The organism is Pseudomonas shahriarae, from assembly GCF_014268455.2.
Lineage (GTDB): Bacteria > Pseudomonadota > Gammaproteobacteria > Pseudomonadales > Pseudomonadaceae > Aquipseudomonas > Aquipseudomonas shahriarae.
In genome coordinates, this window is the sequence record NZ_CP077085.1 from 2,865,943 (window position 1) to 2,882,365 (window position 16,423).

The 16,423-nt window shown below is 62.0% G+C and carries 22 protein-coding genes; 8 read left to right on the plus strand and 14 right to left on the minus strand.

Annotated elements, in window-relative coordinates:
* Positions 1–9: 9 nt before the first annotated feature.
* Together HU773_RS12755 and HU773_RS12760 are read right to left on the minus strand one after the other, a co-directional pair.
* A complete protein-coding gene (locus tag HU773_RS12755; RefSeq protein ID WP_057440035.1) occupies positions 10–1,293 on the minus strand; it encodes an arsenic transporter in 1,284 nt (427 codons plus the stop codon).
* An 18-nt stretch (positions 1,294–1,311) separates the two neighbouring features.
* Positions 1,312–1,668, minus strand: coding sequence for a metalloregulator ArsR/SmtB family transcription factor (locus tag HU773_RS12760; protein WP_057444819.1), 357 nt, complete (start codon positions 1,666–1,668; stop codon positions 1,312–1,314).
* A gap of 174 nt (positions 1,669–1,842) precedes the next feature.
* Between HU773_RS12760 and HU773_RS12765 the strand changes: the two genes are divergently transcribed.
* The 4 genes from HU773_RS12765 to HU773_RS12780 all read left to right on the plus strand — a co-directional run bounded on the left by HU773_RS12765 (position 1,843) and on the right by HU773_RS12780 (position 3,546).
* Positions 1,843–2,058, plus strand: a complete 216-nt coding sequence (locus HU773_RS12765; protein WP_003212603.1) for a hypothetical protein — start codon at positions 1,843–1,845, stop codon at positions 2,056–2,058.
* A 91-nt stretch (positions 2,059–2,149) separates the two neighbouring features.
* The gene (locus HU773_RS12770) at positions 2,150–2,845 is read left to right on the plus strand and encodes an AzlC family ABC transporter permease (protein ID WP_186626203.1); all 696 of its coding nucleotides are present in this window, start codon (positions 2,150–2,152) and stop codon (positions 2,843–2,845) included.
* The gene (locus tag HU773_RS12775) at positions 2,842–3,153 is read left to right on the plus strand and encodes an AzlD domain-containing protein (protein ID WP_057440036.1); all 312 of its coding nucleotides are present in this window, start codon (positions 2,842–2,844) and stop codon (positions 3,151–3,153) included. The genes HU773_RS12770 and HU773_RS12775 overlap by 4 nt, the downstream gene beginning before the upstream one ends.
* Before the next feature lie 39 nt (positions 3,154–3,192).
* Positions 3,193–3,546 (plus strand): hypothetical protein, encoded by a 354-nt coding sequence (locus HU773_RS12780; RefSeq protein ID WP_057440037.1) that lies wholly within the window; start codon positions 3,193–3,195, stop codon positions 3,544–3,546.
* Positions 3,547–3,682: 136 nt separating this feature from the next.
* On the opposite strand, the gene HU773_RS12785 is transcribed toward HU773_RS12780, so the two are convergent.
* From HU773_RS12785 to HU773_RS12835, 11 genes are all read right to left on the minus strand, one after another.
* On the minus strand, positions 3,683–4,387 hold the full coding sequence (locus HU773_RS12785) for a YoaK family protein (protein ID WP_057959594.1): 705 nt from the start codon (positions 4,385–4,387) through the stop codon (positions 3,683–3,685).
* A gap of 79 nt (positions 4,388–4,466) precedes the next feature.
* A complete protein-coding gene (locus HU773_RS12790; protein WP_186626202.1) occupies positions 4,467–6,101 on the minus strand; it encodes an ABC-F family ATP-binding cassette domain-containing protein in 1,635 nt (544 codons plus the stop codon).
* 146 nt (positions 6,102–6,247) lie between these two features.
* Positions 6,248–7,285, minus strand: coding sequence for a DNA topoisomerase IB (locus tag HU773_RS12795; protein WP_057440040.1), 1,038 nt, complete (start codon positions 7,283–7,285; stop codon positions 6,248–6,250).
* Between the two features lie 66 nt (positions 7,286–7,351).
* Positions 7,352–8,431: a molybdenum ABC transporter ATP-binding protein gene (gene modC, locus HU773_RS12800; protein ID WP_128593753.1), complete on the minus strand. Its 1,080-nt coding sequence runs from the start codon at positions 8,429–8,431 to the stop codon at positions 7,352–7,354.
* Positions 8,432–8,436: 5 nt separating this feature from the next.
* A complete protein-coding gene (gene modB, locus HU773_RS12805) occupies positions 8,437–9,117 on the minus strand; it encodes a molybdate ABC transporter permease subunit (protein ID WP_057440041.1) in 681 nt (226 codons plus the stop codon).
* A complete protein-coding gene (modA, locus tag HU773_RS12810) occupies positions 9,118–9,870 on the minus strand; it encodes a molybdate ABC transporter substrate-binding protein (RefSeq protein ID WP_057959597.1) in 753 nt (250 codons plus the stop codon).
* 110 nt (positions 9,871–9,980) lie between these two features.
* Positions 9,981–11,045, minus strand: a complete 1,065-nt coding sequence (locus HU773_RS12815; RefSeq protein ID WP_057959598.1) for an NAD(P)H-dependent flavin oxidoreductase — start codon at positions 11,043–11,045, stop codon at positions 9,981–9,983.
* 83 nt (positions 11,046–11,128) lie between these two features.
* Complete coding sequence (ada, locus tag HU773_RS12820; RefSeq protein WP_057959599.1) at positions 11,129–12,205, minus strand: bifunctional DNA-binding transcriptional regulator/O6-methylguanine-DNA methyltransferase Ada; 1,077 nt, start codon at positions 12,203–12,205, stop codon at positions 11,129–11,131.
* Positions 12,206–12,292: 87 nt separating this feature from the next.
* Positions 12,293–12,961, minus strand: coding sequence for a DNA oxidative demethylase AlkB (gene alkB / locus HU773_RS12825; RefSeq protein ID WP_186626201.1), 669 nt, complete (start codon positions 12,959–12,961; stop codon positions 12,293–12,295).
* A 31-nt stretch (positions 12,962–12,992) separates the two neighbouring features.
* Positions 12,993–13,160, minus strand: a complete 168-nt coding sequence (locus HU773_RS12830) for a hypothetical protein (RefSeq protein ID WP_162947682.1) — start codon at positions 13,158–13,160, stop codon at positions 12,993–12,995.
* 29 nt (positions 13,161–13,189) lie between these two features.
* Positions 13,190–13,492 carry a DUF1883 domain-containing protein gene (locus HU773_RS12835; RefSeq protein ID WP_003173824.1) on the minus strand — a complete coding sequence of 101 codons (303 nt, stop codon included), beginning with the start codon at positions 13,490–13,492 and terminating at the stop codon, positions 13,190–13,192.
* Positions 13,493–13,705: 213 nt separating this feature from the next.
* Between HU773_RS12835 and HU773_RS12840 the strand changes: the two genes are divergently transcribed.
* The 4 genes from HU773_RS12840 (at position 13,706) to HU773_RS12855 (ending at position 16,113) form a co-directional block, all read left to right on the plus strand.
* Entirely contained in the window at positions 13,706–14,056 is a 351-nt protein-coding gene (locus tag HU773_RS12840; RefSeq protein WP_057440046.1) for a hypothetical protein, read from the plus strand.
* Between the two features lie 182 nt (positions 14,057–14,238).
* Positions 14,239–14,889 (plus strand): c-type cytochrome, encoded by a 651-nt coding sequence (locus HU773_RS12845; RefSeq protein WP_169960849.1) that lies wholly within the window; start codon positions 14,239–14,241, stop codon positions 14,887–14,889.
* The gene (locus HU773_RS12850) at positions 14,886–15,809 is read left to right on the plus strand and encodes a c-type cytochrome (protein ID WP_169960848.1); all 924 of its coding nucleotides are present in this window, start codon (positions 14,886–14,888) and stop codon (positions 15,807–15,809) included. The genes HU773_RS12845 and HU773_RS12850 overlap by 4 nt, the downstream gene beginning before the upstream one ends.
* 73 nt (positions 15,810–15,882) lie before the next feature.
* Positions 15,883–16,113 carry a hypothetical protein gene (locus HU773_RS12855; protein ID WP_186626200.1) on the plus strand — a complete coding sequence of 77 codons (231 nt, stop codon included), beginning with the start codon at positions 15,883–15,885 and terminating at the stop codon, positions 16,111–16,113.
* 9 nt (positions 16,114–16,122) lie between these two features.
* Here HU773_RS12855 and HU773_RS12860 read toward each other — a convergent pair whose 3' ends face one another.
* Entirely contained in the window at positions 16,123–16,404 is a 282-nt protein-coding gene (locus HU773_RS12860; RefSeq protein ID WP_057440049.1) for a YgdI/YgdR family lipoprotein, read from the minus strand.
* Positions 16,405–16,423: the final 19 nt, after the last annotated feature.

The window sequence follows — 16,423 nt, forward strand, 5'->3', positions numbered from 1 at the left end:
AATTCTCCGTTAAACACTCAGGCGCAGGGCCAGCGCCGCCAGGGTAAGCAATAGCACCGGCAAGGTCAGGACGATGCCGACCTTGAAGTAGTACCCCCACGTAATACGGATGCCCTTGCGCGCCAGGATATGCAGCCAGAGCAACGTCGCCAGGCTGCCGATAGGGGTGATTTTCGGGCCCAGGTCGCTGCCGATCACGTTGGCGTAGATCATCGCCTCCTTGACCACGCCCACGGCATGGCTGGCCTCGATGGACAGCGCGCCGATCAGCACCGTCGGCAGGTTGTTCATCACCGAAGACAGCAGCGCCGTCAGCAACCCGGTGCCCAGGGCCGCGCCCCACACGCCGTAATCGGCGAAGGTGTTGAGCCAGGTGGCGAGGTAAGTGGTCAGTCCGGCGTTACGCAGGCCGTAGACCACCAGGTACATGCCCAGGGAGAAAATCACGATCTGCCAGGGCGCTTCCTTGAGCACCTTGCGTGTGGAAATCTTGTGGCCTTTGGCGGCGATCACCAGCAGGAGCAGGGCGCAGGCGGCCGAGATGGCGCTGATGGGAATACCCAGGGGTTCGAGGGCAAAGCAGCCGACCAGCAGGATGCCCAGCACCCACCAGGCCGCGTGGAAAGTTGCCGGGTCATGAATGGCACTGGCCGGTTCAGGCAGGTCGGCGGGGTCATAACTGTGCGGGATGTCACGACGGAAGAACCACAGCAGCACGGCCAGGGTAGCGGCGACGCTGACCAGGTTGACTGGCACCATCACTGCCGCGTACTGGTTGAAGCCGATGTTGAAGTAGTCCGCCGAGACGATATTCACCAGGTTGGAGACCACCAGCGGCAGGCTGGCGGTGTCGGCGATAAACCCTGCGCCCATCACGAAGGCCAGGGTGGCGGCGGGTGAGAAGCGCAGGGCCAGAAGCATCGACATGACAATCGGCGTCAGGATCAGGGCCGCACCGTCATTGGCGAACAGTGCCGAGACCAGCGCCCCCAGCAGCACCATATAGGCGAACAGCCGGCGGCCACGGCCGCGCCCCCAGCGCGCGACATGCAGCGCGGCCCAGGCGAAGAAGCCGGCCTCGTCGAGGATCAGGCTGATGATGATCAGGGCGACGAAGGTGCCGGTGGCATTCCAGATGATCTGCCACACCACGGGGATGTCCGCCAGGCTGATGACGCCGCAAGCCAGGGCCAGGATCGCGCCTATGGATGCGCTCCAGCCAACCCCCAGGCCTTTGGGTTGCCAGATGACCAAGACAATGGTGACGAGAAATATCGCGAAGGCGATCAGCATAAAAGTGTTCTCCAGGGGTCAGCAGCAGGTGCTGGCGCGTTGCGGTCGGTCACCCATTGCCGCCAGGCGCTGTGCGTCGCTTTGCAGCCAGGCTTGATTGGCTTGCAAGGTGGTCTCCAGCACCGTGCTCACCCATTGCGGCAACTGGGGGTTGAGGCGGTAGTAAATCCACTGGCCCTGGCGACGGTCTACCAGCAGTGCGCAACTGCGCAGTTGGGCCAGGTGACGGGAAATTTTTGGCTGGCTGTCATCCAGGGCATGGATCAGCTCGCAGACGCACAGCTCGCCTTCGCGCAGGATCAACAAGATCAGCCTGATGCGTGTCGCATCGGCCAGGCATTTAAAAACGTCTGGGGGGGAGAACGGATCGCTCATGATCGGCGCCACTAAACATATGATTATGCGAATATACGGATATCCATATGTAGTGGCAACGAATATCCCGTTGATCCAGGTCAAGGGTCTGGGGATTGCCGGTAAGTGACTGAAATTAAAATGAAACACAACTGTCCTAAAGTGCCCGCCATTGATGAAAAAGGAAGTAAACGTGTGACCCGTGCCACTCGCAACCTGCGCAAGACCCTCGATTCCGTCGCGGACAACAACGAAACCGCGGCCTTCGATTTGATGCGCGCTGTCGAAAAACTCAGCGATGAAGTGCTGCGCCAGCGCCTGCTCAACACCATCCACCGGCTCAACCAGGATGCCCACGAACTGCGTGAGGCCAGGGATGCGGTGGAGCGGGTGTCGGTCAAGCTGGCCTGAATCGGCGGCTTAGCCGCGCGCAAGATCATTCAAGACAATCGCTGCGCTGGCAGGCATGCTTACGGGCTGTTTGCCGATGAGCCTGTTGTCCATGCCTACTGCCTTACCGCATTACGCTTTCGCCCGTGGCGCGATTGCGGTTATTCCCCTGTCGCTGGCCTGTGCCCCATGGGGCCTGTTGGCCGGTTCCCTGGCGATTGACGCCCAGTTCACCCCGCTGGAAAGCCAGGGTCTGTCGGCCATTGTGTTTGCCGGTGCGGCGCAGTTGGTGGCGATTGGCATGGTCAAGAGCGGCGCGAGCCTGATCGCCATTTTGCTCACCACCTTGCTGCTGACCTCTCAGCATCTGCTGTATGGCATGCATATGCGCAGCACCCTGTCGCCTTTGCCGGCGCGGTGGCGCATGAGCCTGGGCTTTTTGCTGACCGACGAGTTCTTTGCCCTGGTCAGCCAATACGACCGCCAGACCTTCAACCGCTGGTATGCCCTGGGCGTGGGCCTGACGTTCTACGTGGCCTGGAACCTGTTCACCCTGGCCGGCATCGTGCTCGGCAAGAGCATCCCCAACCTCGATCAACTGGGCCTGGAGTTCTCCATCGCCGCGACCTTTATCGCCTTGATCACCCCGGTGGTGCGTGATGTGCCGACGGTGGTGTGTGTGGCGGTGGCCCTGCTGTTTTCGGTGCTGCTCAGCTACTGGCACTGGGAGTCGGCGGTGGTGGTCTCGGGGTTGTTGGGCATGAGTGCAGGCTATGCCTGCAAGCGCTTGGGAGTGGGGCAGCGATGATTTTTGTGATGATTATCGGCATGGGCCTGGCGGTGTTTTTCAACCGTTATCTGTTTCTTGAGCCGCGCTTGCCGGTTCGCCTGAATCGCGGCGCCCGGGAGTTTCTCGGTTTTGCGGTGCCCGGCATGTTGACGGCAATCTGCGGGCCGATCATTTTCCTGGCCGAGCACAAGCTCAACCTGAGCCCCACCAACCCCTACCTGCTGGCCGGTATCTGCGCGGTGGCCTTGATGTTCTGGACGCGCAGCGTCTTGACCACGGTGCTGTCGAGCATGGCGCTGTTCTATCTGTTTCGCTGGTTGTTGTAGGCAGTGGTACAGTCGCGTTTTTTTCAAGGAAGCGATGGCATGCGGAAGGTGGTGATAGGTGCGTTGGTCCTGGCGGCGCTGGCCGGTTGCGCAGGTTCGAAGATGAAAGACGCACGCGCAGGCGCGCCCTATAAAACCCTGGCCTCTGACAAGGCCGCGCTGGTCGTTGCCCAGTGCATCCAGTTCGGTTGGCAGGACGAAGCGGTGTTCGGCGTCGACGCCGGAGGCTTTATGGAGCCGGCGCAAGGCGGTGGTCATACGGTCTACACCACGGGCGGTGACTACTTTGTCGATGTGCGCAGTGCCGGCGCCAGCACCACCGTCAGTTACTACGCAGCCGAAGATAATTTCGCTGCCAAGCGTCGCCTGGCGGCCTTGGCGACCTGTCTGTAGTTTGTTTCCTTAGATTTCTTCAGAAATGCCCGGCGGACACACCGCCGGCTTTGCCTTAATATTCTCGCGCTCGCCCAACATCATGGCTCTTTACCAGTACATGGACGTCGAGGCCTTGTGTTGGGCGGGCACCTTTTCAGCGTGGCATATAACCCAAGTGCCAACGCCGTGGGATCTTCAGCGACAGCAGACCCAGTAGCGCCGACAGCAGGCCGCTGACCAGCAGGGCGCGAATGCCCATCTGATGCTCCAGCAAAGCGCCGATCACCGCGCCGACAAACATCCCGGCCCAGGGAATCAACTGTACGCGCCAGCCATCGCGACGCTCCCCCAGCATCCAGCGCCCCAGCCCCCGACCGAACCGCGACAACGCGCCGGTCACGTAAGTCAGCCCCACGGGCAGGCCATTGACCTGTTCCACCGCCGCATTGAGCATGCCCATGGCAATGATCGCGGCCAGCACGGCAGGCAATTGTTCGGCCAGCGGCCACGCTGCTGCCCCGCACAATAGCGTGGCAATACATAGCAACAGCGGCAACGCGTGGCGCTTGCTGATCCGACTGATGATCACACCCAGGGCGTTCCCCAGAATAAACGTCGCCACCAGCAGCGTCAGACGTCCGGTCAGCCCCAGGTCGCCTTCACTGATCGCCACCGCCAGCCGCGTGGTGTTGCCGCTCATGAACGAGACAAAATCGCCACTGGCCATAAAGCCAATGGCGTCAGTCATGCCGGCCAGTACCGAGAGGCTGGCTACCAGCGTCAGGCCAATGCGCCCGCGCCATTTGTGCTGATGCTGCAGGACGGTATTGACCAAGGGTTTCGGGGAGGAGGGCAGCACGGCGGGAGGTTCCTCAATGAGATTATCCGGCCACTACCGTAGGACGCTTTCCTCTGAACTGCAATGACTTGGAACATCTTCAGTTCACCTCCAAGCGCCAGCCCATGGCGTCCCAGGTCAGGACGTGAGTCGGCTTGAGTGCCTGCAGAAATGCCGCGTCATGGGAGACCGCAATCAGCGCGCCGCTAAACCCTTGCAAAGCCTGTTCGAAGGCCATTACCGACTCCAGGTCCAAATGGTTGGTGGGCTCGTCCAGCAGCAGCAATTGCGCCGGGGTCTTGCGCCATAAGGCAATCGCCATGGCGGCCTTCAACCGCTCGCCGCCACTGAGCTGGCCGATGGGTTGGGTTACGCGCAATGCGTCCAGTTGCAACAGGGCCAGGCGGGTGCGCAGCTCGGCTTCGGCCAGGGGCGTGCCCATCAGTTTGAGTTGTTCGACGATCGACTGCCGGTCATCGAGCAGCGTCAACTGTTGATCGAGATAGGCACAGGGTACGTGCACCGTGCAGGCGCCGCTGACCGGTTGCCATTGTCCGGCCAGCAGCTTGAGCAGGGTGGACTTGCCGCAACCATTGGGCCCGTGGACTGCGACCCGTATCGGCCCACACAGGCTTGCGTTGATAAAGGTGCTCGGCGCGTGGGGAGCGAGCCAGGGCAGTTGGCAGTCGGTCAGGGTTAGCACTTGGCGGCCAGCAGGCAGGAGGGTGCCGGGCAAGGCGAGGAAGGTCGGTGTTTCGTCCACCACCCGTTCATGGGCCGAGCGCACGCGTTCGTTCAACACCTGTTTGTGTTGCACATGGGCGCTGCGCACGTTGCTGACGATTTCGTTGGCGGCGCCTTTCCAGCGGGATTTGGTGAAGGCATCGACGTTGGCGGTCTCGGCATGTTTACGGGCGCTCGCGGCGTGGCGCTGGAAGCTGTCGAGGTCTTTTTTCAGGCGCTGGCGCTCGCGGCGCCGATCTAGGCGGGCATGTTCCAGGGCGGCCTGGGCGGCGTGCTGCTGGGCATCGCGCTGCGCCCGGTAGTCGTCGTAGTTGCCGCCGTAGAGCCGGGCCCCGAGGGGCGACAGCTCGATGATTCGCCCCAGGGTGTTGAGCAGGCGCCGGTCATGACTGACCACCACCAGGGCGCCGCGCCAGGCGTTGAGAGTCGCCAGCAGCCAGTCGCGACCGGCGCTGTCGAGGTGGTTGGTGGGCTCGTCGAGAATCAGCAATTGCGGGGCGCGAAGTAAAGCACCTATCAGCGCGACCCTGGCCAGTTGGCCGCCACTGAGCTGTTCGGCGGGCTGGTCGGGGCTGATCTCGGCCAGGCCAGCGGCGTCCAGTGCCTGGCGCAGGCGTTCGGCCAGGTCCCAGCGATCATCAATCAGTTCCAGGTCGTCAGCCTGCGCTTGACCCCGGGCCATGCGTTCAAGGGCGGCCAGGGTTTGTGCGCAACCGCTGGCCTGGGCCACGGTCTGCCCCGGTAACAGCTCAATGGTCTGTGGGACATAGGCGATACGGGCCGACGATTTGATCACGCCACAGGACGGAACAAGCACGCCGGCCAGCAGGCGCGCCAATACGCTCTTGCCCATGCCATTACGGCCGACAATTCCGGTAGGGGTGTAATCAATAGACAGGTTGAGGTCTTCCAGCAGAATCTCGCCATTGGCGAACTGAAAACCCACGTGATGCAAGGAAACAAGTACAGGCAGCCGGTTGACGTCAGTCATCAGCACCTCCAGAACAATGTGGCACAAGCCAACAAGCGCGCCAGGCGGCTCGTTGCGTTTACATGTTGGAAGGCTTAGTTGTTCACGTCGGCGGTCGTCCTGCGGTCGGAAAGGACCGGTAGCCTAGCGCAGTTGCGTCATTTTTCCTACATCGGTGATGCCGCCGTCTGCAGTTGCTCAAGAAACATCGCCAGCCCCACCTCTTCGGCTTTCAAGCCCTTGCGCACCCTGGGCCTGGGCAGTTTCGCCAGCCCGCCCTGGCTGAAGTGCTCCAGCACCGCCGGGTGGATGTAGCACTTGCGGCACACCGCCGGGGTGTTGCCCAGTTGCCGGGCGACGTTCTTGACCATCTCCACCACGTGCCTTTTGGCATCCGACTCCGGTTGCCACGCCAGCTCCCGCAACACCGCCAGGGCCAGGGCGCTGCCGGCCCAGGTGCGATAGTCCTTGGCGGTAAAGTCGGCGCCGGTGAGGCTGTGCAGGTAGGCGTTGACGTCGGTGGAGCTGACGGTACGCCGCTCGCCGTTTTCGTCCAGGTACTGGAACAGGTTCTGCCCCGGCAACTCCAGGCAGCGCTTGAGCACGGTGGCCAGGCGCCGGTCCTTGATGCTGACCTGATGCTCGACACCGCTCTTGCCACGGAACTGGAACTGGATTTCGCTGCCCTTGATATCCACGTGACGGGTGCGCAGGGTGGTCAGGCCATAGGAGCGGTTATCGCGGGCGTATTGGCTGTTGCCGACGCGGATCAGCGTGGCATCGAGCAACAACACCACGGTGGCCAGGACTTTCTCCCGATTGAAGCCCGGTGCGTCGACCTGCGCTTGCAGTTGCTTGCGCAATTTGGGCAGCGCATTGCCGAACTGCTGCAGGCGCGAATACTTGTCACTGTCGCGCACCTCGCGCCAGCGTGGGTGATAACGGTATTGCTTGCGGCCGCGCGCATCGCGCCCGGTAGCCTGCAGATGGCCCTTGGGGTCGGCGCAGATCCACACGTCGGTATAGGCCGGCGGGATGGCGAGGGCGTTGATCCGCTGGATTTCGTCGGCGTCGGTCAGGCGTTGGCCATGGCTGTCGAAATACTGGAACTTGCCCCGCAGTTTACGGCGGCTCAGGCCCGGTTGGCTGTCATCAACGTAGTGCAGGTCACGGGGCAGGTCGGCAGGCACGGTGGAGTCGGGCATGGGGCAAAGTCCTTGGCAATAAATCAGGCCGGTATGGCTGATTGACCGCAGCGTTGTGCCGTCCGTTCAAGCCAGTACCGCGACCGCCTTGATCTGTGCCCACAGTGCCTGCCCGGGATGCACGTGCAACTGGTCCCGCGAGTAACGGGTGATCCGCGCCAGCAACGGCGTGCCCGCAGCATCCAGCCGCACCAGCACATGGGCACTGTTATCGGCAGGGATCTCCTGGATCACGGTCACGGGCAAGCAGTTGAGAATACTGCTGTGCTCCCCGGGTTGCAGGCTGAGGCTGACATCCCGGGCGCGAACCTTGAACCGCAAGTGTTTGCCCGGCGCCAGCGGTGTATGGGCCACGCGCATTTGCAATGGGCTGTCGGGCAATTGCAGGGTCAGCAACTGGTAGTGGGCGTCGTGGCTGCTGACCGTGCCGTTGATCACCACGCCGGCATCGTCGCCCAGGGCCAGCGGCAGGTCGAGCCGCGCCAGGGTTTCGCCAATCGGGCCGCTGGCCAGGGCCTTGCCCTCGCTGAGCAGGACAATGTGATCGGCCAGGCGCGCCACCTCATCCTGGGCATGGCTGACGTACAGCACCGGGATTTCCAGTTGGTCGTGCAGGCGCTCCAGATAGGGCAGGATCTCGCCTTTGCGCTGGCTGTCGAGGGCAGCCAGGGGTTCGTCCATCAGCAGCAATTGCGGGCTGGTGAGCAGGGCACGGGCGATGCCGACGCGCTGGCGCTCACCGCCGGACAAATGCTCGGGATGGCGATCCAGCAGGTGGCCAATGCCCAGCAGTTGCGTGGCCTGGGCCATGTCCACGCGGCGTTGGGCCTTGGGGATACGCTTGAGGCCGAACTCCAGGTTGGCCAGCACCGACAGGTGGGGAAACAGGCTGGCCTCCTGGAATACATAACCGAGGGCACGTTTGTGCGGCGGTACAAACACCCCGTTACGGCTGTCTTGCCAGACCTGCTCGTTGATTTGCACAAACCCATCACCGGCCCGCTCCAACCCGGCAATGCAGCGCAGGCAGGTGGTCTTGCCCGAGCCGGAGTGCCCGTAGAGTGCGGTGACGCCCCGCCCCGGCAGCTTCAGGTCCACGTCCAGGGCAAACCCGGAATACTGCAGTTGCAGGCGCACTTCGATCATCGACATCAGCTCCAGCCCGCTTTGGTTTTACGGCTGGAGTAGAGCGCCAGCAACACCAGGAAAGAAAACACCACCATGGCCCCGGCCAGCCAGTGGGCTTGGGCGTATTCCATGGCTTCGACGTGATCGTAGATCTGCACCGAGACCACCCGGGTCTTGTCGGGAATATTGCCGCCGATCATCAGCACCACGCCAAACTCACCCACGGTATGGGCAAAACCGAGGATTGACGCGGTGATAAAACCGGGCCGGGCCAGGGGCAGGATCACCGTGAAAAATGTATCCCAGGGGTTGGCCCGCAAGGTGGCGGCGACTTCCAGGGGGCGACTGCCGATGGCCGAGAACGCGTTCTGCAACGGTTGCACCACAAACGGCATGGAATAGATCACCGAGCCAATCACCAGGCCGGCGAAGCTGAAGGTCAGGGTGCCCAGGCCCAGCCATTGGGTGAACTGCCCGAGGTAGCCATGGGGGCCCATGGTCAGCAGCAGGTAGAAGCCAATCACCGTGGGCGGCAGCACCAGCGGCAGGGCCACGATCGCGCCGATGGGGCCGCGCCACCAGGAGCGGGTGCGCGATAGCCACAGGGCAATCGGAGTGCCGATGACCAGCAGAATCACGGTGGTCAGCGACGCCAGTTTCAGGGTCAACCAGATCGCAGAAAAATCGGCACTCGATAGGGGCATTTACAGTTGATAACCGTAGGATTTGATAATCGCGGCAGCTTTTGGCCCCTTGAGGTAGTCAACCAGCGCCTTGGCGGCCGGGTTGTCCTTGCCTTTATTGAGGATCACCGCGTCCTGTTTGATCGGGTCATGCATCTGGCCAGGAACGATCCACGCCGAGCCGCTGCTGACTTTGCCGTCTTTATAGATCTGCGACAAGGCGACAAAGCCCAACTCGGCATTGCCGGTGGACACAAACTGATAGGCCTGGGTGATGTTCTGGCCTTCGACCAGCTTGCTCTTGACCTGGTCGGTCAGGCCCAGCTTGGCCAGCACCTGGGTGGCTGCGAGGCCGTAGGGGGCGGCTTTCGGGTTGGCGATGGACAGGTGCTGGTATTGGTTTTTCTGCAGCACATCGCCCTTGGCATCCACATAACCTTCCTTGGCCGACCACAGCGCCAGGGTGCCGACGGCATAGGTGAAGCGCGAGCCCTTGACGGTGTCGCCTTCGCTCTCGAGCTTTTGCGGGGTGCTGTCGTCGGCACTGAGGAATACTTCAAACGGCGCGCCGTTCTTGATCTGGGCGTAGAACTGCCCGGTAGCCCCGTAGGCGGCGACCAGGGTGTGTCCGGTGTCTTTTTTGAAGTCGGCGGCGATGGCCTGTATAGGGGCAGTGAAGTTGGCGGCGACGGCTACCTGAACTTCATCGGCGTGGGCCGAGCCCAGGGTGAAGAGGGCAAACAGGGTGGCCAGGCCTGAGGCGCGAATCATCATGCAGCAGCTCCTTGGGGTGCCGACGTGGCGGCTTGTCATAGGTAATCGCTATGTATGGGAATATATAGCGCTTCGCCATCGTCGGTACAGTGCAAAGTTGTCTCAGGGGCTCAGCGCTTATTAAGTTGCGCCAGGGCCTGCCGGGCCAGGTTCAGCGTCAGCTCGCGGGTCGACAGGTCCTGCCCCAGGCGCAGCGCCTGGCCGGCCCACAGGCTACTGAAGTCGGCTTCATCCAGGGCGCGCAAAGGCATCAAGGCACCGCCGGCCAATGGAAACGCCGGCGCCGCTGGGTTGATCGGCCCCAGTTCGCGCATCACCCGATTGACGATCCCGCGCGCCGGGCGCCCGGTGAACAGGTTGGTCAGGGCCGTTTCGCTGGCCTGGGCGCTGTGCAATGCCTGATGGTGGGCGGGGGTGATAGTGGCTTCGGGCGTGAACAGATAGGCCGTGCCGATCTGCACCGCCGAGGCGCCGAGGGCGAACGCGGCAACCATGCCCCGTGCATCGCCAATCCCACCGGCAGCGATCACCGGCACACTGACCGCATCGACGATCTGCGGCACCAGGGCCATTGTGCCAATCTGGCTGGTGAGGCGATCGCTGAGAAACATCCCGCGATGCCCACCGGCTTCATAGCCCATGGCAATGATTGCATCGCAACCGTGCCGCTCCAGCCAGATCGCTTCTTCGACGGTGGTGGCCGATGACAGCACTTTTGCCCCGGTGGCCTTGACCCGGTCCAGCAGGGCTTTTTCCGGCAGGCCGAAGTGGAAACTGACTACCTCGGGGCGGAACTCTTCCACCACTTCGCAACTGGCAGTGTCGAACGGAGCGCGGTTGGAGACCGGGGTCGGTGCGTCAAAATCGGCCCCCAGTTCACGGTAGTAGGGCTCCAGCATCGCCTTCCACTGGCGGTCACGTTCGGGGGCAGGGGCTGGTGGCTGATGGCAGAAGAAATTGACGTTCAACGGTCGGGCACTGGCCTGGCGAATGGTGCTCAGCGCCTGGCGCAGTTGCTCGAGACTCAAGGTGGCCGCCGGCATTGAGCCGAGGGCGCCGGCCTGGCTTGCGGCAATCACCATCTGCGGGCTGGTGCTGCCGGCCATGGGGGCCTGGATGATCGGCAGGTCAATGCCCAAGAGGTCAATAATCCGCGTATCTGGCCAGGTGCTCATGGTTCGCTTCTCCAGTGGTGGCACGCCCGGGGAGGGCTGCCCGGCATTTTTAACAGGGGCGGCCAGGGCAAGGCCAGTCTGTATTATTCACTGGACGCAGGCGCCTGTTCATGCACGGTGCGGCGTTCGCGCTGGAGCAATTGCTGCTTGCGCTCCACCCCCCAGCGGTAGCCCGAAAGATGACCATCGCTGCGTACCACGCGGTGACAGGGAATCGCCACGGCCAGGCGATTGGCGCCGCACGCCTGGGCCACGGCGCGAAAGGCGCTGGGCGCGCCGATGCGTTGGGCAATCTCGGCATAGCTGGCCGTGCTGCCTAACGGAATGTCGCGCAGGGCCTGCCAGACACGCTCCTGGAACGCGGTGCCGCGCAGGTCCAGGGGCAGGTTCAGGCCCAGGGCAGGTGCTTCGATAAAACCCACCACCTGGGCGATCAACTGTTCAAAACCGGGGTCGGCGCCGATTAGATTGGCCTGCGGGAATTGGTCCTGCAGGTCGCGCGCCAGTTGGTCCGGGTCGTCGCCCAGGAGGATCGCGCAGACCCCGCGATTGCTTTGCGCCACCAGAATCGCCCCCAGGGAGCACTCGCCGATGGCAAAGTGGATATCGTTATGGATGCCGCCGGCCTTGTAGTCGCTGGGTGTCATGCCGAGCAACTGGTCGGCAGACGCATAGAAGCGGCTGTTGGAGTTGAAGCCTGCGTCGTACAGCGCGTCGGTCACCGACTGGTTGTCCTGCAGGTGAGCCCTGACCTTGCGTGAACGATGGGCCCGCGCATAGCCCCGTGGCGTCAGCCCGGTCAGGGTCTTGAATACCCGGTGGAAGTGGAAGGGGCTCAGGCCGGCGCCGTTGGCCAGGTCTTCCAGGGCCGGCAGGGTCTCGGCCTGTTCGATATGGCGGCAGGCGGCGGCGACTAGGTGCGCATGGCGTTGCGCGACCTGGGTCTGATCGGCCGAGGTGCGTTTATTGGGGCGGTACCCGGCGGCTTCGGCTTGCTGCGGGGTGTCGAAGAACTCGACGTTCTTGCGCAGCGGCTGGCGTGCGCTGCTGCTGGGACGGCAATACACCCCGGTGGTCTTGACCCCATAGACGAAGGTCAGATCGGCCGTAGCGTCACGGGCAACAATGGCCGCCCAGCGCAGATCATCTTCAGTGCTCATGGCAATAGCTCGGCAATGGATCAGTGGCCAGGATAATCACCGGGGAGGGGCCGCACACTCCGTTGCTTGCGGTTGAATTCACCGGGGTCAGCCGGCCGTGCGAAACGTCAGGTTGATCCGTTGTGGCCCCATGCGCGGGTGCGCGCCTTCCTTGATCGGCAGCACCCCATGAAAACGCAGGCGGTCAACGCCGCCCCAGACCGCCACGTCGCCATGGAACAGCGAGATCTTTTGCGTCTTGTCGCTGCGTTGATGGCCACCAAACAGAAACACCGCCGGCAGGCCCAGGGACAGCGAGACCACTGGCGCGTTGTAGTCGCGCTCGTTCTTGTCCTGGTGCAGGGACATCCTCGCACCCGGCACATAGCGGTTGATCAGGCAGGCGTCCGGCGCAAAACCGTCGAAGCCCGCAGCGCTGGCCGCGTTGATCGCCAGTTCGCGCAACACCACCGGCATGCTCGGCCAGGGCTGCTGGCGCTCGGGGTCGAGGGGGCTGTAGCGATAGCCCTGGGGGCTGGTGGTCCAGCCCAGTGCGCCGCAACTGCTCAGGGCCGCCGACATGGTATAGCCACCGGGGGTGACCATATGCCGGAACGGGGACTGGACCAGGACAGCACGCAGCTCGGGCAAGACACGTTCAAGCCAGGGTAGGGCATAGCCCCTGAGGACGTAGGATTGTTCGCCGATTTGCTCGCGACGGGCCGGTTGCTGCAAGGCCTCGTCGCTGAACAGGTCGCCGGTGGAATGAGGGTCCATGTTGCACAATCACTCCGCTGCTGGTGATGGTTTACAGGGCCTTGCTCACGGTGATCTCAGTGATTTCGTCACTGGCATCGTGGATTTTCGCCAAGGCCGCCTGGGCTTCTTCGGTGCTGGCCGACTGCAGTTGGGCAAATTCAAAACGGCGTTCGCCGTTGAGCTTGTACTTGATGACGTATTTGGTGGTCTGGTTCACGGGCATTCCTGTGGTGTAAGGCTGCGCAATCAGCTGAGTTTGGTGCTGGTGCGGCGAACAATGCGGATTTTATGGGACAAGGCCGGCTTGCGGGTAACGCTGATGGCACGGCGTGTCACCACATCCAGGGTGATGTTCCAGAACCCGGTGCTTGGCGCGGTGATCTTGGCCGGGAATTTGTCGAACGCGCCACCGTGATACGTGTGGCGACCACCATTTTTGAAGCTGCGGAAATTCGCATCGCTCATCAGGCGGATATTGCAGGTCTGCGAGCATTCAATGACGACAATGTCCCCTTCGTTCAAGTGTTCGCGCTGGTGGATGAATTTCATGGGGGGTGTCTCCAGAAGGGCTTTTTCTGAAAAATCAGAACGATACGTGGGTTAAGATGGAGTTTATCAGCCCCAGCACGTTTATTATCGGGTCGTCGTCGGCGTCTTCGACAATTTAAAACAGTTATTTACCGATATATCAGGGATAAATCCTACGTTGGCGGGAGAAAAATACCATCTTCGCTGTCGTAGGGTCTTTATCGGAGGTTTTGTATGAAGTGGAGTGTATTGGTTCTGGCCCTGGCAATAGGTGGATGTGCTTCGGTTTCAGACATCAAGCAGACACCGCCAACCCTGGCGGTTATCTCCGGGAAAAAACCGCAGGAATACGCGGCGTGTGTGGTGCAGAAACTGTCGGCGACCCGTCGCCCGTCGCAGATCGAGCCGCTCAAGGAAGGTGTGCGGGTAATTGTGCCGCAGAAATTTTCGGCTGACCCATCGGCCATTTTCGAGATTGAAGACCGCTCCAGCGGTAGCAGCATCAAGCTCTACGAGAGCATGTCCAATGTGCCGATTCGTCCGGGTGATGTGAAGAAAGCTGCGGAAGACTGCATTTCCGGCTGAGTCCACCTCACCGCTCATACGCGATCAACTCCGATCAAGAAGCCTGGCCTGCGCTTGCAGTGCCGGGCTTTTTATTGCCTGAAATTTCTTACCCAGCGGTTGTGACTGTCAGCCCATTACCCTACCATTTGTAGGCTTATGCATTGTAGGTCTAAGCATATAACTATAAAAATGGAGTCGTGATGATGTCTGTGGAGAGAGTGTTGATGGGTGGCGCCCTGCTGCTCATGCTCGGCAGCGCGCAGGCGCTGGAGGGCAAAAAGGTGTTCAATGAAGGTGGCGCGCAGCCTGGCGCGGCGGCTTGCATGGCGTGCCATGGCGCCGATGGCCTGGGGCTGGCGGCTGCGGGGTTTCCACGGCTGGCGGGGTTGCCGGCGGCTTACCTGAGCAAACAACTGCATGACTTCCAGAGTGGTGCGCGCAGCAACCCGGTGATGACGTCGCTGGCCAAGGCGCTTACCGATGAAGAAATCGCCGCAGTGACCCAGACGCTGGCGGCGATGCCGGCGCCGGCCGTGCAAACCGGCCATCGCAGCATGGCCCCGACCAATCCCACCGAAAAACTGGCACTGCAGGGGGCCTGGGAGCGGCAGATTCCTGCGTGCGTCAGTTGCCATGGCCCTGCAGGTGTCGGCGTGGGCGAGGCGTTCCCGCCGCTGTCCGGGCAATCTGCCGCCTACCTGGCCGCCCAGCTCAATGCCTGGCGCAGTGGCACCCGGCACAATGATCCCAATGACCTGATGGGCCATGTGGCCAAATCCCTCACGGATGACGAAGTGCAGGGGATTGCCGGTTATTTCGCCTCCTTGCCTGGCCAGGAGGTCAAGCCATGAAGAACCTGTCATTTGCACCCGTGCTGGTCGCGTTGATCAGTGTGCCGGCGTTGGCCGCACCGATAGCCATGGAAGATCAGTCGCAACTGCAGGTGCCGGCTGCGGTGTCTGCCACCACGGCGTTCCAGCCACCTCAGGCAAGCGAGTTGCCCGACAATGCCTACGGCAAGTTGGTGATGCAGGGTTATGCGTTGTTCGTCGATACCAAGCGCCTGGCGCCGCAGTTTGTCGGCAACGGTCTCAATTGCAGCAACTGCCACCTGGATCAGGGGCGCCTGGCCAACTCCTCGCCGCTGTGGGGGGCTTACCCGATGTACCCGGCCTATCGAAAAAAGAATGACAAGGTCAACTCCTTCGCCGAACGCTTGCAGGGTTGCTTCCAGTTCAGCATGGACGGCGGCACGCCACCGGCAGCCGACAGCCCTGAGATTGCCGCGCTGTCGACCTACGCTTACTGGCTGGCGAGCAAGGCGCCGCTGGGCGTGGAGTTGCCTGGGCGTGGTTACCCTGATGTGCCACAACCGGCCAAAGGCTACAACCTGGCGCAAGGGGCCGAGGTGTACAAGGCACAGTGTGCGGTGTGCCATGGCGGCGAGGGGCAGGGGCAGAAGGTCGGTGATAGCTACGTGATGCCACCGTTGTGGGGCAAGGACTCCTATAACTGGGGCGCCGGTATGCACCGGATCAACACGGCGGCCTCCTTTATCAAGCACAACATGCCGCTGGGCAAGGGCGGTAGCTTGAGCGACCAGCAGGCCTGGGACGTGGCGGCCTACGTCAACCGCCATGAGCGCCCCCAGGATCCGCGCCTGGTGGACGGCTCGGTGGAGAAGACCCGCGTCAAGTTCCACGCCAATGATGGCGTGAATCTGTACGGGCAAACGGTTGATGGCGTACTGATTGGCCAAGGCATCCGTTAAACTATCGGCCGACCACAAAAAATGCCGCTCAAACCCCGGGGTTTGAGCGGCATTGTCATTCTGGAAAGCAATTATGAAACGTGAACGCGTCAGAGAGCGGCATGCAGAGGGTCACATCTCTGCGACCCATGTGATTCAAAATCCGGCCAATTCGGGGGAGTGGATTGTATTTTTCAAGAAAAGCGGCGGGCGCAGCTTTTTCCTGGTGGATGACCAGGACGAGGTCGAATCCTTTGCGACACTGGATGACCTGATCGACACCATTCGTAGCCTGGGCATCAAGTTCGCCGAGATTCACATGTAACCGCCCCGGTTACTTGCAGACCACCACCACACTGCGGCCCTTGAAATTGCCCACGTCCACGCCCAGGGTCTTGTCGCTGTCCTGCAAGGCCGGCGTGCCTTCGGTACCGACGATGCGGTAACCGGTGCCTGCGCAGGATGCATCGGCTTTTTCATAGCAACTGGCCCAAGAGTTGGCCTCGCCCGAGCAGTCGATGGTCAGGCCTTGTTCGCCATTTTTCAGATAGATATCAGATGTGGTAGTGCAGCCGGCAAGCGCCAGTACCGAGATCAGTGCCAGGATTTTGTTCATGAGTTGGGTCGTCGTCGAG

Bases quoted from the DNA above. Each gene is read 5' to 3' on its own strand.
- HU773_RS12755 (WP_057440035.1), bottom strand. From the start codon at position 1,293: ATGCTGATCGCCTTCGCGATATTTCTCGTCACCATTGTCTTGGTCATC.
- HU773_RS12760 (WP_057444819.1), bottom strand. From the start codon at position 1,668: ATGAGCGATCCGTTCTCCCCCCCAGACGTTTTTAAATGCCTGGCCGAT.
- HU773_RS12770 (WP_186626203.1), top strand. From the start codon at position 2,150: ATGCCTACTGCCTTACCGCATTACGCTTTCGCCCGTGGCGCGATTGCG.
- HU773_RS12775 (WP_057440036.1), top strand. From the start codon at position 2,842: ATGATTTTTGTGATGATTATCGGCATGGGCCTGGCGGTGTTTTTCAAC.
- HU773_RS12780 (WP_057440037.1), top strand. From the start codon at position 3,193: ATGCGGAAGGTGGTGATAGGTGCGTTGGTCCTGGCGGCGCTGGCCGGT.
- HU773_RS12790 (WP_186626202.1), bottom strand. From the start codon at position 6,101: ATGACTGACGTCAACCGGCTGCCTGTACTTGTTTCCTTGCATCACGTG.
- HU773_RS12795 (WP_057440040.1), bottom strand. From the start codon at position 7,285: ATGCCCGACTCCACCGTGCCTGCCGACCTGCCCCGTGACCTGCACTAC.
- modC (WP_128593753.1), bottom strand. From the start codon at position 8,431: ATGATCGAAGTGCGCCTGCAACTGCAGTATTCCGGGTTTGCCCTGGAC.
- modB (WP_057440041.1), bottom strand. From the start codon at position 9,117: ATGCCCCTATCGAGTGCCGATTTTTCTGCGATCTGGTTGACCCTGAAA.
- modA (WP_057959597.1), bottom strand. From the start codon at position 9,870: ATGATGATTCGCGCCTCAGGCCTGGCCACCCTGTTTGCCCTCTTCACC.
- HU773_RS12815 (WP_057959598.1), bottom strand. From the start codon at position 11,045: ATGAGCACCTGGCCAGATACGCGGATTATTGACCTCTTGGGCATTGAC.
- ada (WP_057959599.1), bottom strand. From the start codon at position 12,205: ATGAGCACTGAAGATGATCTGCGCTGGGCGGCCATTGTTGCCCGTGAC.
- alkB (WP_186626201.1), bottom strand. From the start codon at position 12,961: ATGGACCCTCATTCCACCGGCGACCTGTTCAGCGACGAGGCCTTGCAG.
- HU773_RS12835 (WP_003173824.1), bottom strand. From the start codon at position 13,492: ATGAAATTCATCCACCAGCGCGAACACTTGAACGAAGGGGACATTGTC.
- HU773_RS12840 (WP_057440046.1), top strand. From the start codon at position 13,706: ATGAAGTGGAGTGTATTGGTTCTGGCCCTGGCAATAGGTGGATGTGCT.
- HU773_RS12845 (WP_169960849.1), top strand. From the start codon at position 14,239: ATGATGTCTGTGGAGAGAGTGTTGATGGGTGGCGCCCTGCTGCTCATG.
- HU773_RS12850 (WP_169960848.1), top strand. From the start codon at position 14,886: ATGAAGAACCTGTCATTTGCACCCGTGCTGGTCGCGTTGATCAGTGTG.
- HU773_RS12855 (WP_186626200.1), top strand. From the start codon at position 15,883: ATGAAACGTGAACGCGTCAGAGAGCGGCATGCAGAGGGTCACATCTCT.
- HU773_RS12860 (WP_057440049.1), bottom strand. From the start codon at position 16,404: ATGAACAAAATCCTGGCACTGATCTCGGTACTGGCGCTTGCCGGCTGC.